Source organism: Brucella pseudogrignonensis (assembly GCF_002252525.1).
GTDB classification, from domain to species: domain Bacteria; phylum Pseudomonadota; class Alphaproteobacteria; order Rhizobiales; family Rhizobiaceae; genus Brucella; species Brucella pseudogrignonensis.
On record NZ_NNRM01000042.1, the window covers coordinates 24063 to 37867 of the forward strand.

Sequence of the window (13805 nt, forward strand, 5' to 3'; positions counted from 1 at the left end):
CGAATGACCCAGGAAGAATACGTATTCGAGTTTGTGGATGCACATCATCACTTGTGGGATCTTAAGCGACTATATTACGCTTGGCTGACCGACAAACCCTTCAACGGCCATCCCTCTGGCGATTACAGTAAGATCATGAAAAACTATCTCGTTGATGACCTTCGTCGCGAGGCCGAAGCGGTCAATCTGATTAAGTCTATACACATTGAAACCGCGGATGGTGAAACCGACCCTGTCCACGAAACCCAATGGCTGCAGGAAGTTGCCGATGAAAAAGGCATGCCGAATGGTATCATTGCGCGCTGCGATCTTACGGGGGAAAAGGTTGTCGAAGAACTCGAACACCATCAACGGTTCAGTAATTTCCGTGGCGTGCGCATGCTCTCCTTCATGGGACTAGATTTTCTCGATGCTGCCGAATTTCGAAGGGGCTTCAAGGAATTAGCAAAACGAGACCTCGTCTATGACATGGACGCGGGCTGGCAACAGATGCACAAGGCTTATGCATTGGCAAAAGACTTTCCCACCACGCGCATCATCCTCGGACATTGTGGTTTCCCTAAAGAACGAAACGTTCCTTACTTTCATCGCTGGCGCAAGGCGATAGCTCAACTAGCAAAGGCACCAAATGTAGCTTGTAAGCTGTCGGGATTGGCGATGGTTGATCACAATTGGACAGTTGAAACAATTCGGCCTTGGATCGAAACCTGCATAGAGTATTTTGGTGTGGACCGTTGCATGTTCGGCACAAACTGGCCTTTAGACGGCCTCCACAGCGAATATGCGACAGTTGTCAACGCTTATCGTGAAATTGTTGACGACTATAGCATTCCTGAAAAACGCCAGTTATTCCGCCTTAGTGCAGAAAACTGGTATCGCATCTAAGCGCGCAATCAGGCCGTTCCACGCCGGATAAGCTGGTGGTCAAGAACGATGGTTCTTCTCTCGCTCTTGGCCCCATCTAATCGACTGAGCAGCATTTGGGCTGCGCGTTCTCCCATCACATCAGGTTGGATACGTACGGTCGTCAGGGCTGGGGAAACAAACGATGCCAGATCAAAATCACCAAAGCCACAAATAGCCAGTTGGTCGGGTACGCGAATTCCACGCCTGTTGCATTCCAGCAATGCAGCAAGTGCGAGGCTATCGGCGGAAAAAAAGATCGCGTCCGTCAAAGGTTGCCGCCGCAATGCTTCATCCATTCCCATGACCCCGTCCTGGGTGCTCATCGGCATCGTCAGCTCTACCCTACAGGCCGGCTGCAAACCCGCAACTGCAATCTGCTCTGCGAGACCCTCGAACCGTGCGGATGCTCGGGGGTCTTGTGTAGCACCACCACCAACGAAGGCTATCCTCTTTGCTCCTCGCGCTATAAAAAGATTCCCGACTGCCCGACCTGCAGCAATATTAGAAAAACCCGTGGCCATATCAATGGCTTCCCGATCCGTATCCCACGTCTCGACGATTGGTAAGCCGCTTGCGCGCAGCAACTCTTCAGCGTTAGGTGTATGGTTATTCCCAGTTAGGATGAACCCTAGGGGCCGTCGTTCCAGCAAAGTGCGAATAATGTTTTCTTCGCGCTCGGCCGAATATTCGCTGTTGCCGATGATGACAGAAATACCGCGTTTCTCCATAACATCGATGATGCTTTTCACCTCTGCTGCAAAAGCGGAACTCGACAATGTCGGAATGACCACAGCAACAACGCGACTGCTGTTAGACGCCAGATTGCGTGCGGCCTCGTTAGGAATGTAGTTTAATTCACGAATGATCTGCTGTACGTGCAGACGGGTTTTCTCCGCCACAAGCTCAGGTCTGCCAATCACCCGGGAAACCGTCTGCGGCGAGACCCCAGCCTTGTCGGCCACGTCTGACATGGTAACAATCGGCAAGTTCAAAGAAATATTTCGAGATCGCTTCGTCCGCATTGACACCTTCGTATGTTAACGCTATCTGTATCGCAAAATGATAGCGCTAGCACAACCCGCAAATTAGACGGGGGACCTAGTTTAAATTTCATTTATGGGAGGAGAAAAAACAATGATTACCCGACGGAATTTTGCGGCGTTGGCTCTCAGCGTCACCGCCGGTCTCTTGACCAATAGTCCTTACGCCCGCGCCAACGATAAGCAACTCGTTTATCTATCTGCAGGCATCGAGGCCCCTTTCTGGCGCTATGTCTCAAAGGGAGCAGAAGCCACTGCTGCTGCCCACAAATACCAATTTATGGTGCTCGACTCCCGCAACAACGCCCAAAGCCAGTTGCGAAATGCTCAGGATGCGATCGTAAAGGGCGCCGCAGGCATCGTTTTATCACCGACCGATTCCTCCACTGCGCCAGCAGTCCTCGACCTCGCAACACGTGGAGGCGTTCCATTGAGCTTTGCGGGTATTGGCACGACATCTGGCGACTATACGACATTTGTCACCTCAGATGATGAGGCGGGCGCTTACTCCGTCGGACAGGAAATGGCTAAGGCACTAAAGGCGAAAGGCTGGAATAATGCCGAAATAGGGCTTATCCAGATTTCTCAGGCGCGCCAGAACGGTGTCAAACGAACAAATGGTTTCGTTAAAGCCGTTACCGATGCGGGGCATAAGATTGTCGCGCGCAATGAAATGCAGCTCTATACTGCTGACGAGACCTATCGTTTTGTGCAAGACATGTTGACTGCCCATCCGAATCTGCGTGGCATATTCGTACAAACCGATACACCAACTCTTGGCGCTGTGCGTGCCGTTGCCGCGTTGCGCCGCGGGGCAGATACCCTCGTTGCAGCCTTCGATGGAACGCCAGAATTTGTGCCACTCATCAAAGACGGCTCTATTCTGGCCAGCGGCATGCAGCAACCATTTCTCATGGGAAAACAAGCCGCGGAATCGGTGATTGCGAAAATCGATGGACAGTCACCTGCGAAGGAAGAAGTGCTTCCCATTCTGATCGTTACCGCCGAAAACATTGAGGCGCAACTTCCCATCCTGCGGGAAAATGTCTTCGCCAACGAGCTCAAATAGCTCTGAGTTTTGGTTCGAATGGAAAGACGCCGACTCGGGCGGGACCGTCCGAGTCGGGTTACTCTCGCTCAATCAATGATAGCGCTACCATATTCATATAAGACGTAAGGGCATGTGATGCGACTGAGTGAAAAGAACTACTTTGAAGACATTGAAACCGGTTATTCCTACGACACCCCCGCCATCACATTGGGCGAGCATCATATCCTGACCTTTGCCGGACTAACGGGTGATTTCACGCCTGTCCATGTTGACGAAGAATTTGCTCGGGAAATGGGGTTTCGTGGTCGCCTTGCACATGGTTTGCTCGGTCTTTCGATGATCGATGCGCTCAAGAACCGCTGCCTTGTACAGTTTCATGTCGTTGCGGCACTGAACTGGAGCTGGCGCTTTACCGGTCCTCTCTTTATCGGCGACCAGCTAAAAGCCCATTTACGCATTACTGACAAGCGCCTGACCAGCAAGGGTAATCGCGGGATCATTACGCTCGAGATCCGCGCGACGAACCAACAAGGAGAAACCGTTCAGGAAGGAACCAATCAAATTATGGTTCTTTGCCGTCCAAGCCACTGAACGGAACGGCTATCCACCACTAAAAACATTCACGACAGTCTTGGAGATAAAAATTGGGAATTCTATCGGGATATAAAGTCATCGACTGTTCAATCGCAATGGCCGGTCCATTTGCAACACAGCGGCTTGGCGATCTCGGCGCGGATGTCATCAAGATCGAGCCGGTAACCGGAGAATGGCAGCGCCACGTTGCCGCCGGAGGAGCCTCCGGCAACAAGATTAATGTCTCGTTTCTCTCTCTCAATCGAAACAAACGGTCTTTGGCAGTCGACCTGAAAAGCGATGAGGGCAAAGCGGTGTTACTTGACCTGATCAAAGACGCGGACGTCTTCTTGCAGAATTACAGACCAGGAGTAGCAAAACGTCTTGGGGTTGATTACGAAGCACTTTCCAAGATCAATCCGGGTTTGGTCTATGTTTCCATGTCCGGCTACGGCGAGGAAGGGCCGTATGTGGACCGTCCAGGACAAGACCTCGTTTTGCAAGGATTATCGGGGGCCATGTTATCGGCCGGGCGGGCCAATGAGGCTCCCAATGCAGCTGGGCAATACCTCGTTGATGCCGTTACGGCTTATACAGCATTTGAGGGCGCACTTGCAGCCCTGCTCCACAAGGAGCGGACCGGTGAAGGTCAGCTGGTGCAGGTTAATATGCTTGATGCAATCGTCACGCTGCAGATGCAGGAATTGTCCGTATTCACGGTTGGCGGCCGACCACAACAACGATCAGCCGAACCTCATGCTCATGTCTATATCCGGGCGCCTTATGGGGCTTTCGCAACCTCCGATAGCTTTATCATCATAGCATTCCCACCTTTAGCAAAATTCGGCCAAGTAATTGGAGAAGATAGCTTTTTAACGATGAACGATGAAGACGATAGTTGGAAATACCGTGACGAAATCTTTGCAAAAACACGGGAGCGCCTGAAACTTAAAACCACTGATGAATGGATGTATCTTCTGCGCGAAGCCGATATATGGTGCGGCCCAGTTTATGGCTATGATGACCTACTGGTCGATCCACAGATTGCTCATAACGGCACGTTCGTCGAATACGATCACCCGACAGAAGGACGTATCAAAGCACCAGGGTTTCCGATCAAATTTTCAAAGACGCCATCAAGTGTGGAGCGAGGCGCTCCCATTATTGGGCAGCATACCGACGAAGTTTTGCGAGAAGCCGGTTATGACGAAGCCAAGATCCATGCTTTAAAGCAGTCTGGTATCGTTGTCACAGGTGAATTGTGACAATGTCAGCGCCGCTCATCGGGCTCACCTGGGATCACCCTCGCGGTTACAATGCACTCGCGGCAGCTGCAATCCATAATGAAACCAGCGTCAAGATTAACTGGAAAAAGCAACCTCTGGAGGGCTTTGAATCTTCGCCAATAGCAGACCTTTGCGCACGCTACGATCTGGTGGTACTCGACCACCCACACCTGGGCGAGGCCATCGAAAGCAATTGCCTGTTACCTCTTGAGGAGATTTTCGAGGCTTCCGAGCTTGTAAAACTTGTTGGGACAAGCATCGGTCCGTCGGCCCGCAGCTACGCAATGAATGGCAATCACTGGGCCGTTCCGCTTGACGCCGCGACGCAGGTTAGTGCCTGGCGGTGCGATCTGATCGAACCCTGCGTCTCCGGTTTTTGTTGGGATGACATCAGCAATCTATCGGCAGAGACAGGAAAGGTTGCCCTTTCGTTAGCCGGCCCTCATGCATTGCTAAGTTACTTTTCTATCCTCGCATCTATGGGAAAACCTGCTGATCCGGATTGCGAGATTCTCATCGATGAACAAGGGGGAAGAGATTCTTATGAGCTGATGGTGGAGTTAGCACAGAGAACTCCTCGCAACGCAATAGATCTCAATCCGATAGGCATTCTCGAACATATGTCTATAAACTCTGACATAGCCATGTGTCCGTTGATCTATGGCTATGTAAACTATGCGGACAGATCAAAGGTATTGGGGCAAAGGATCTCCTTTTCAAACGCGCCCGCGTGGTCCAAGGGAGGAATGCCTGGTTCCACATTGGGAGGAACCGGCATTGCTGTATCGCGGCGATGTCCGATGACCCCCCAGCTAAAAGCACACTTATTATGGTTGATGAAAGAAGAGGTACAAGCAAGGTTTATTCCTCAACACCAAGGACAACCATCCTCAAAAAGTGCATGGGCTGACGTTTCTCTCAATCACGAGTGGTCTGACTTTTATTCAAGCACGTTTGAAAGTGTATCTCATGCTTACGTGCGTCCCCGCTACAATGGCTACATATCCTTCCAAACAAACGGATCGGAGTATCTGCGAACGTCGCTGTTCGAGCGAAGGGAATGGCGAGAAGTATCAAACCAGTTACAGCGACTCTATCGGGCCAGTCTAAACCCTTCATAACAGAAGACACCACCCAATCGACCATAGCTGTCAAGGCGCGAGGCTGTAGCCTACAGCACAGTCTACTTGTTTTCACTAATTCAATCATCCTGGGGAGGAGCTATTATGACCGTAACGCACGTTGAACGTGTCAACACCCGTAACATCGATAGAAGTGTGGACGAAACGAAAAAGTCTTCTGAAGTACGCAGGGCCGTTACATCGGCTTTAATTGGAACCGCCTTGGAGTGGTATGATTTCTACATCTTTGCCACTGCTGCAGCACTGATTTTTAACCGCATTTTCTTTCCGGATTTGTCACCGCTTGCAGGCACACTTGCAGCGTTCGGAACCTACGCCGTTGGCTTTTTCGCTCGCCCCCTCGGCGGAATTATCTTCGGCCGTATTGGCGATCTTCATGGTCGCAAGATAGTACTCGTTGTGACCCTCATCATGATGGGCTTCGGCACCATGCTTATAGGTTTGCTACCAACTTACGCATCCATTGGGATTACAGCACCGGCACTACTTATAGGCATGCGCATCATCCAAGGCTTGGCAGCGGGCGCAGAATTTAGTGGTGCGGTCACACTTGCAGCCGAGTATGCACCCGTCAACAAGCGTGGACTTTATGCAAGCTTACCAACGCTCGGCGTATGTCTCGGGACATTACTGTCCGCAGGAGCATTCTTTGTCGTAAGTAACTCTATGTCCGATGAGGCATTTATGAGTTATGGCTGGCGAATCCCTTTCCTGTTAAGCATTTTTGCTGTCATCGCCGGCATTTTCGTACGATTGAAAGTCAATGAATCTCCAACCTTTCATAAGCTTAAGGAAGAAGGGAAGACCTCCGACGCACCAATCAGGGACATGATTCAGGACTCTGGATCTCGCTTCTGGATGGCTTTTGCCGCACGCTTCGCAGAGAATGTCTCAGGCTATCTTTTTCAAGTCTGGACATTATCCTATATCACGTCTCAACTATTGATTGATCGTAACATAGGTTTAACAGGAGTACTAATAGGCGCCGCATGCGGAATTATTACAATTCCCCTCCTCGGTTACGTTTCTGATCGCATAGGTCGAAAGCCGGTTTATCTTTTTGGAGCGGCACTTTTCACATTCGGGATTTATCCGTATTTCTGGTTACTTAACACACAAAACCCAACAATCATTGTCTGCACAATCGCGTTCTCGATTGCAATTTCGAACTACTCGATGCTCTCTGTTCAAGGCGCGTTTTTCAATGAATTATTTGGTGCACGAACTCGCTTCACAGCAATTTCCATCGTCAGAGAAGTCTCTGCGGTATTTGCTGGAGGCATCGCGCCATTCATAGCTACGGCTTTGTTATCATGGGGTAGCGGAAGCTATATTCCTGTGGCGATCTACGCCACCATAATAGGCCTGATTACTCTGATTGGTGTCGCGATGGCTCCTGAAACGAGAGGGGCTGATTTGAACAAGTTTTAATCCACCAATCTTCAATAATACTGCAGGCTGAAGCAGCCTGCAGCGACTTCCTGTAGAATCAGAGTGCCAACGATCAGCTTACTATCGAACAGATCAACCAATTCGCGCCGATTCTGTCATCACGCGGTTAGACGACAGATTCCTGCTGCTCGATGCTAAAGCAACTTACCACTTTGCGGGTAGCCATTCGCTCAAAATGAGCAGTCTCCGACTAGTCTAGTCAACCAACAGCGGATGGACCTTAGACACACTGGATTTATTTGGCGGCGCAGTTCAAAGTCTCTTACAAGTTTCGCTCAATATCGTCGTCTTTGAGTTTTTCGTATTTGATGTAAGAGGTCTATGCTTGCATGTGGTTTTCGTGTGAAAAAATGAACTACCTCCTTGATAGTCAAATTCCATTCGCCCCTCTCTACAGCCTCTGCACATGCTTAAACTGGGGGTTAGTTTGGTTAAAGCGAAAGCTAAATTTTTGTGTCTAATATTGGGCGGTGTTTATGAAAATTCAATGATGATGCCGAAGTCATAGGGGCTCAAGCTGAATGGATTGCGTTCAACCATCAAAACGGCAACAAGCTCAATACGTACCCGAATATATCAGTAATCCATGAGGCGGTCGCATTGAACCAACCTTGAACAACAGTAGCACCATACACGATCGCTACCAGCCCCAGAACGAGCCAGAACAGAACCGCAAAGAACTTCGCAAGGGCGTCGTCGGTCTTCGGATCGGGAGGTGAATTATAGATGTAATCGTGTCGCATGGTCGTTTAACGCTCGTGTTCGTCGCGCTCCTTCTTTTGCTGCTGCTCTTGTTCTAGTTCCTGCAATCGTGGAACTTGTTGCTGGGGTGGATCGGTGCGCATAGTTTCTCCATCGCGAGCAACACCCTTCACTTCTATATTAACCTGATTGTCGAGCTGTTTGGAACCTTCGACGTTTCCATCTGTCCGATCCCGCTCTTCAAGCACGTTCGCTTCCCATGCCCGGCGATCGACCACTTGCTCGACACGCTGCTTCTGACCATCGACTTCCTGAATGACGGTCTTCAAAACGCATTCCGTACCAGTGGATCGCAAATGAATTTCATCGCCAATATTAGCGCCGGCCCGATGCAACGCATCGGGTAATCCGACACCCCAGACCGTGTGATTGCCATTGGCCGTTTCAATCACGACAAATGGCGAAGGCTCATTTTTTTCATTATCCTGATAGGGCTTTTCGCCTGTCTCAACGAGGATACCTTGCACACCCTCCTTATAGTCGGCAGTCTTGGACTGCGGCGTTTCGGAGTTAACCCCACCCTGTTGGTCTCTATCGACTTTGCTCGACTGATCTGCGCCAGAGGATTGTGGCTGATCTTGATAAGATGCATAGAGCGCCCTACCCTCAATAGGGATAATTTCATTACGCAAATAGGCTTGTTCACGCCGCGCCAGTTCTTGCCAATCCAGTTCCGTAGGCTGATAGCCCTTCACCGAAATACCGTGCGCCCGACCCTCAAGCCACGTTTCACGGCGAAACTCCTTGCTGCCCGTGATCTCAATGCTCGTCCAGCCTCGATGCGCGGCTGTTTCGATCATCAATCGAACGCCCTGAGCATCGAACGATTTAGCGCGTAGCTTCTCTCCATTGTCCTGGAACACTTCGCGCTCACCCTTTGAATCGGCAAAGACCCGCTGCGTCCCCCCGTGATCCTCACGAATATAATATCGTCTCGTGATTTCATCCGGGAATGAACGATCCATTTCAGCCCGGTAGGATGCGGCCGCCGCTTTCTCCTCGTCATCCATGCTGGAACGAGGTTCGTTGACATTATCTGCCGATGACCGTTCCTCATCCGCTTCCGCGACAACATGCGCGGGCTTTGCAATTTCGGAATCGGGTTCGCGAGCGATCTGCATCGACGAGCTATCCTGCTCGCTTTCACGAGATGGGGTTTCAACGGTCAATCCACGCTGTTCCGTCAATTCCATATGCTCGCGCATGAGATTGACATGCTCGCGCGCATACTGCGATACCTGATCCAGATCGGATTTGTCTTCCGGTTCGAGATTGCGGCCAAGCCGGAACAAAGCTGTTTCAACTTCTTTCTCATAGGATTCAAAATCGCTTCTCGACATTTCGCGCACTTTTTCACCCTCCAAAATGATGTTTTGCAACTTTACCAAATTGGCGCGGTAATGTGACCCAAAATCTGCATGAGCGATGTGAGAAGTTTTGGCTTCCGATTGAATCGAACTGGTTGATGCAACGATATCTCTTTGCTGCATGGCGTATGAGGCAATTTGACGATCGCCGCTGGCCATCGCGAGTTTCTCCCAACTCTGAGTTACCTTTACGGTATATTCACGGCTGCGTACGCTTCGCGCCATGCCCCGCCGACCCGAGCGCTTGGCATCATAACGCGCCTGAGCCGCCGCACTCGTCCCCTCATGTTCCGTTCGTCCCTCGTGATTAACCGGCCGAACCTGATTGCGCGTATAGGCTGGAGCATTTGCAAACTCGCGCCTGTCGGTCATTTCCATAGCGATGCCGTGCTCGCGCGCCTTTTCAGCCATTAGCTCACGCCACTGGCGAAACACCTGTGGCGAGGTCTCGATCCGATCACCGGCATCCGAACGCATAGCGATAATGGCATGAGCGTGGATATGCGGTCGCTTTCCGCCCTGCTCTGCCTCTTTAGGATCGCTGAACGGATCATGCATTGCAAATATGTAGCGATGTCCTTCGAACTGCGCGGCTAGAAAATCCCGAACAGCGCCTTCGAATGCCTGAACATTGGTGCCAGCTTTGGCAGACATGATGACATGCATCACATCCCTGCCCTTACGGCTGTGCAACTCGCGACGCCACTGTTTTTGCACCAGGTTGCCTGCGGAACGCGCATCCGGAACGACGCGACCCTTATCGTCACGAACGTCACCTTTATGCTCCTCGACCAGATTGCGCAGCTTGGCAGTGCCATATTCCACGCCATTACCATAGCTGGTAAAACGGAACCGCGCCCTAGCCAGCGCGGACGCTACGCTTTCGTTGTAACGCCTCTGAATAATGTCCGCTGCCTTCGGGTCGCCGGTCAACCGTTCCCCTTCCGCACTGCGCAACACTACAATACCGTCAACTTGTAAAACTCCACGTGAAGGCTGCCAAACAGCATAAGCGAAGCTGCGATTACCGAATGCGCTCGCCAGGCTATCGCGTACGAGCTGGTGCAAAGCTTCTTCTGTTGCGAAACCGCTAGCTTCGATCGACACTCGAAACGTACCGATATCCCTGCTCTCGGCTCGATTTTGAAACAATGGCTCCCATTCGCCACGCAACCGGGCCAGATCCTCGCGACCCTGAAGGCGCTCACCGTTTTCCTTTTCGACGCTAATCTCACCATTGCGGGCAACATAATTCACCATTGCGCCAAGACGCGCGCCGCCACCATACGACGCCATCTTGACTACAGCCGGTTGACTACCTGCTGCCACTGCGGCCAAACGTGTTTCCATCGGCCTCGCTGCCGCAACGGGCTTACTTGCAGAGCCTCCAAAGAACTGGATCCTCTGTGCCCTTGAGGATCCCGTGCGCATTTTCGGGACTGAAGCACCACCTGCGGCTGCGGCACCTCCTGCGATCTGTAATTCGCGCAGCCTCCGCCGCATTTCTTCCTCGGCGCTGCTTGCAGCACTCGAACCCAGCGAAAGCTCATGCAGCAACGCCGCACGGCGCTGCTCCCATTCGCTCTCAAAGGCACCGAGAAAGAATTCCATAGCCGCTAATCCTTGCTGCGGTGTCTATACCCAGACCGTTTGGTCACGCGCCTCAACTCACTGAGAACCGCCGCTTGCATCTTCTGCACATCCCCGACCACCATTCGGATTTCGCCATCCGAAACCGATTTACCGCTATTCAGCGCTCGAGCGACCTGATTAAGATTGATGCCAATCATGCGCATATCCTCAAGCATGAGGGACAAAAGCGCTCTGTCTTCATCATTGAAGATGGGCTTTACCCCTGCGCCTTGCAGCAACACGGCCTTGAAAAATGCGCTCATCGTCATATCAGCCGCCTTCGCGGCATCGTCGATCGCGTCATATTCGTCCGCCGAGACACGGCTATGAATGGTTTGCGGCTTGGGTTTTACGCCCCCCATACCCTCATTAATTGCTTCATTCATAGGCGTTGTTAGCTCCAATTCAGCGCAGCAATCGACAATCGCGGACGTGTTTCGCGATTGCTTAGCAAAAACGTAGCACATTTTTCCGTATCCTGCCTAACCAATTACAAGGGAGCCGTCCAATATTCGTCTAACTTGGCCTCGCTCCGCTTACCTTACGCCGAGGCTGCGCCCCGGCGCTGCAAAGAAATTACGCTCACCAAGGTTCACCACCAGAACGCTTTGTTCGCCTTTGTGTACCCCTGTACTCACCAGCAAGGGACGCTTCGCTCTTCGCCCTTGCCGGACTACGAGCGGGCGGCACGAACGGCTTTTGCGCGGCTCCGGGGTTCACACTCCATTGGGAGAAACATGTTCCCAAACTCCAGTTATCGAGTGATGTGATTATTTGATGTGAACACATGGTGTGTCACATGCTACCAATCGTATTGTCACATCGTGTGAAACTATCTTATCTTCACATGCATTCTCGCGCCCTGTTGGCAGCATTGCCGGCGCTTCAGGCAATAATCGACACCAAGAAAACCAGCATATCCAGGTACAGGAGGGCCATCGTGACACTTCGAATATCTTCGGTAAGCGGCAAAGGTGGAGCCGGGAAGACGACCGCAGTCATTTTGACTGCAGGTGAACTCGCACTCAAAAATCGACGGGTATTGCTCATTGATGCCGATCCACGACAGAACTTAGCCGAGTGGTGGAAGCGGTGCGAAGCAAAGGACAACGTACCGGCATCGATCTCGCTCGCGACCGCACTTCGTCAGAACAATATAGAGAAATTAATGGCGTCACAGGAGGGCAACTATGACGCCATACTGATCGACGCGCCGGGCGTCGATAGTGTTGTGATGGATACGATAATCGACCATTCAGATATCGTCATCACACCCATTCAGCCCGCCCAAGACGAGATTAAAGCAGTTGGTGAGGCCGCGGAGGCAATTGCGACACGAACGGACCTTCTTGACCGTAGTATTCCTCAAGCAGTTCTTCGAACACGCATCACGATCGTCAATCGGCATCTCGAAGAATACCGGATCATTCGCCCTTTCGTCCAAAATCTGAGCGAACACGGTTATAATTCCGTGTTGCTCGATACAGAGTTGATCGAGCGCAACTGCTATCGAGAAATCCGCAGCGGTCTTGGCACGCTACAAATGCTCGAACCGAGTGAACCGGTTCTCAAGGCCAGAGCGGAGGTGAATGCATTCGTCGAGGAGTTGGAGAAACTTAAAGTGGCGCACCAAGGGGAGACTATCGATGGCTAAGGGAAAAATCTCTCTTTCTGATTTCCCGGTGGCGGAACGTCGAAAACGTTCTATTGATCTGGACAAAGTCACTGCCTCTCCCCCGCCGATTTCGCACACGCACGACGAAGACGCTGCAAGAATTGGAAATGAATCGGCGCCCGCGACATCAAGACAGAATAAGCAGGCTAAACCTCTCGAGACAACACCGGCACAACACCGGGCAAATGCAATTGAAAATGCGAACCGCCGGGAAGACTCCCGTAACCGACTGCGTGAGCTTCGCAAATCCCGTGAGCGTGAAAGTAAGCATTTCGTCAACGTCTCGCTTGATTATGAAACCAAGCGTCGACTTGAGAATGCAGCACACGACAACGGTCTCAAAATGACCGTCATACTCCGCGACGCAATTGATCAATATCTTAAAGATAACGGATACTGATCATGCTTGGTCGAAGTTTTCTCATCGGCATTGCGGTCGGAATTGCCGTTGGGATCTATATCGCTCCATCGCTGCGCACCAATCTAGATCTTCATACCGACGAACAGAAGGTCGCTAGTCTGGCAAAGCAAAGCTACGATGCCATTTGGCCTGATGACGAAACAGCCAGGACGGAGTTATTTCGATTGTCGAACTGGAATTACGCCGATTACGGCCGTTCTTCCAAAGTGTCAGTCCTGCGTTGCATTCCAATCAAAGAGCAGACTGTTGCATGCGAATTGTCTGCATCGCTAAGCTGGCTGAATGAGCCCAAAGCTATCGAAGCCGTCTTCGAGGGGGTGGCCAATGATTGGCGCCTTGTGGCGGTGAAATCCAGATAACCGATGTGACGACGATCGGCATTGGAATCCCAAACGCTAGCGCCGAATGCGCCCTCCTCCTTCATTTCAATATAAAACGCGCGCTGAAAACAGGCGAACACGAACTCTGAAGTGCTGCTATTTCTGAAAAATATGGTAA

Annotated in this window: 13 protein-coding genes; 9 read left to right on the forward strand and 4 right to left on the reverse strand. The window is 51.4% G+C overall.

The genetic code is table 11. The annotated features are described in order from the left end of the window. Window positions 1-3: 3 nt before the first annotated feature. Complete coding sequence (locus CEV34_RS19275) at window positions 4-885, forward strand: amidohydrolase family protein (RefSeq protein WP_094544270.1); 882 nt, start codon at window positions 4-6, stop codon at window positions 883-885. An 8-nt stretch (window positions 886-893) separates the two neighbouring features. On the opposite strand, the gene CEV34_RS19280 is transcribed toward CEV34_RS19275, so the two are convergent. After that, window positions 894-1877 carry a LacI family DNA-binding transcriptional regulator gene (locus tag CEV34_RS19280; protein WP_162699575.1) on the reverse strand — a complete coding sequence of 328 codons (984 nt, stop codon included), beginning with the start codon at window positions 1875-1877 and terminating at the stop codon, window positions 894-896. A gap of 145 nt (window positions 1878-2022) precedes the next feature. Between CEV34_RS19280 and CEV34_RS19285 the strand changes: the two genes are divergently transcribed. The 5 genes from CEV34_RS19285 (at window position 2023) to CEV34_RS19305 (ending at window position 7429) form a co-directional block, all read left to right on the forward strand. Further along, window positions 2023-3015, forward strand: coding sequence for a substrate-binding domain-containing protein (locus CEV34_RS19285; protein ID WP_094544272.1), 993 nt, complete (start codon window positions 2023-2025; stop codon window positions 3013-3015). A 117-nt stretch (window positions 3016-3132) separates the two neighbouring features. Continuing rightward, complete coding sequence (locus tag CEV34_RS19290) at window positions 3133-3588, forward strand: MaoC family dehydratase (RefSeq protein WP_094544273.1); 456 nt, start codon at window positions 3133-3135, stop codon at window positions 3586-3588. A gap of 53 nt (window positions 3589-3641) precedes the next feature. Continuing rightward, window positions 3642-4835, forward strand: coding sequence for a CaiB/BaiF CoA transferase family protein (locus CEV34_RS19295; protein WP_094544274.1), 1194 nt, complete (start codon window positions 3642-3644; stop codon window positions 4833-4835). 2 nt (window positions 4836-4837) lie between these two features. Then, window positions 4838-5977 (forward strand): carbohydrate ABC transporter substrate-binding protein, encoded by a 1140-nt coding sequence (locus tag CEV34_RS19300; RefSeq protein WP_210199579.1) that lies wholly within the window; start codon window positions 4838-4840, stop codon window positions 5975-5977. Between the two features lie 105 nt (window positions 5978-6082). Continuing rightward, on the forward strand, window positions 6083-7429 hold the full coding sequence (locus CEV34_RS19305) for an MFS transporter (protein ID WP_094544276.1): 1347 nt from the start codon (window positions 6083-6085) through the stop codon (window positions 7427-7429). 560 nt (window positions 7430-7989) lie between these two features. Here the strand turns inward: CEV34_RS19305 and CEV34_RS19310 are convergent. From CEV34_RS19310 to CEV34_RS19320, 3 genes are read right to left on the reverse strand one after another with little or no spacing between them, the layout of a single operon-like run. After that, the gene (locus CEV34_RS19310; protein ID WP_094544277.1) at window positions 7990-8193 is read right to left on the reverse strand and encodes a hypothetical protein; all 204 of its coding nucleotides are present in this window, start codon (window positions 8191-8193) and stop codon (window positions 7990-7992) included. A gap of 6 nt (window positions 8194-8199) precedes the next feature. Next, window positions 8200-11190 (reverse strand): LPD7 domain-containing protein, encoded by a 2991-nt coding sequence (locus CEV34_RS19315; RefSeq protein WP_094544278.1) that lies wholly within the window; start codon window positions 11188-11190, stop codon window positions 8200-8202. A 5-nt stretch (window positions 11191-11195) separates the two neighbouring features. After that, window positions 11196-11597 carry a plasmid mobilization protein gene (locus tag CEV34_RS19320; protein WP_235819112.1) on the reverse strand — a complete coding sequence of 134 codons (402 nt, stop codon included), beginning with the start codon at window positions 11595-11597 and terminating at the stop codon, window positions 11196-11198. Window positions 11598-12151: 554 nt separating this feature from the next. Here CEV34_RS19320 and CEV34_RS19325 point away from each other — a divergent pair. From CEV34_RS19325 to CEV34_RS19335, 3 genes are read left to right on the forward strand one after another with little or no spacing between them, the layout of a single operon-like run. Beyond that, entirely contained in the window at window positions 12152-12865 is a 714-nt protein-coding gene (locus CEV34_RS19325; RefSeq protein WP_094544312.1) for a ParA family protein, read from the forward strand. After that, window positions 12858-13286: a hypothetical protein gene (locus CEV34_RS27400; protein ID WP_235819113.1), complete on the forward strand. Its 429-nt coding sequence runs from the start codon at window positions 12858-12860 to the stop codon at window positions 13284-13286. The genes CEV34_RS19325 and CEV34_RS27400 overlap by 8 nt, the downstream gene beginning before the upstream one ends. A 2-nt stretch (window positions 13287-13288) precedes the next feature. Then, a complete protein-coding gene (locus CEV34_RS19335; protein WP_094544280.1) occupies window positions 13289-13666 on the forward strand; it encodes a hypothetical protein in 378 nt (125 codons plus the stop codon). Window positions 13667-13805 lie beyond the last annotated feature (139 nt).

What these genes read in the sequence shown, in the direction of transcription:
- CEV34_RS19305 (WP_094544276.1), top strand. Translation starts at nt 6,083, where the DNA reads ATGACCGTAACGCACGTTGAACGTGTCAACACCCGTAACATCGATAGA.
- CEV34_RS19315 (WP_094544278.1), bottom strand. Translation starts at nt 11,190, where the DNA reads ATGGAATTCTTTCTCGGTGCCTTTGAGAGCGAATGGGAGCAGCGCCGT.
- CEV34_RS19300 (WP_210199579.1), top strand. Translation starts at nt 4,838, where the DNA reads ATGTCAGCGCCGCTCATCGGGCTCACCTGGGATCACCCTCGCGGTTAC.
- CEV34_RS19285 (WP_094544272.1), top strand. Translation starts at nt 2,023, where the DNA reads ATGGGAGGAGAAAAAACAATGATTACCCGACGGAATTTTGCGGCGTTG.
- CEV34_RS19290 (WP_094544273.1), top strand. Translation starts at nt 3,133, where the DNA reads ATGCGACTGAGTGAAAAGAACTACTTTGAAGACATTGAAACCGGTTAT.
- CEV34_RS19310 (WP_094544277.1), bottom strand. Translation starts at nt 8,193, where the DNA reads ATGCGACACGATTACATCTATAATTCACCTCCCGATCCGAAGACCGAC.
- CEV34_RS19335 (WP_094544280.1), top strand. Translation starts at nt 13,289, where the DNA reads ATGCTTGGTCGAAGTTTTCTCATCGGCATTGCGGTCGGAATTGCCGTT.
- CEV34_RS19280 (WP_162699575.1), bottom strand. Translation starts at nt 1,877, where the DNA reads ATGTCAGACGTGGCCGACAAGGCTGGGGTCTCGCCGCAGACGGTTTCC.
- CEV34_RS19320 (WP_235819112.1), bottom strand. Translation starts at nt 11,597, where the DNA reads ATGAATGAAGCAATTAATGAGGGTATGGGGGGCGTAAAACCCAAGCCG.
- CEV34_RS27400 (WP_235819113.1), top strand. Translation starts at nt 12,858, where the DNA reads ATGGCTAAGGGAAAAATCTCTCTTTCTGATTTCCCGGTGGCGGAACGT.
- CEV34_RS19275 (WP_094544270.1), top strand. Translation starts at nt 4, where the DNA reads ATGACCCAGGAAGAATACGTATTCGAGTTTGTGGATGCACATCATCAC.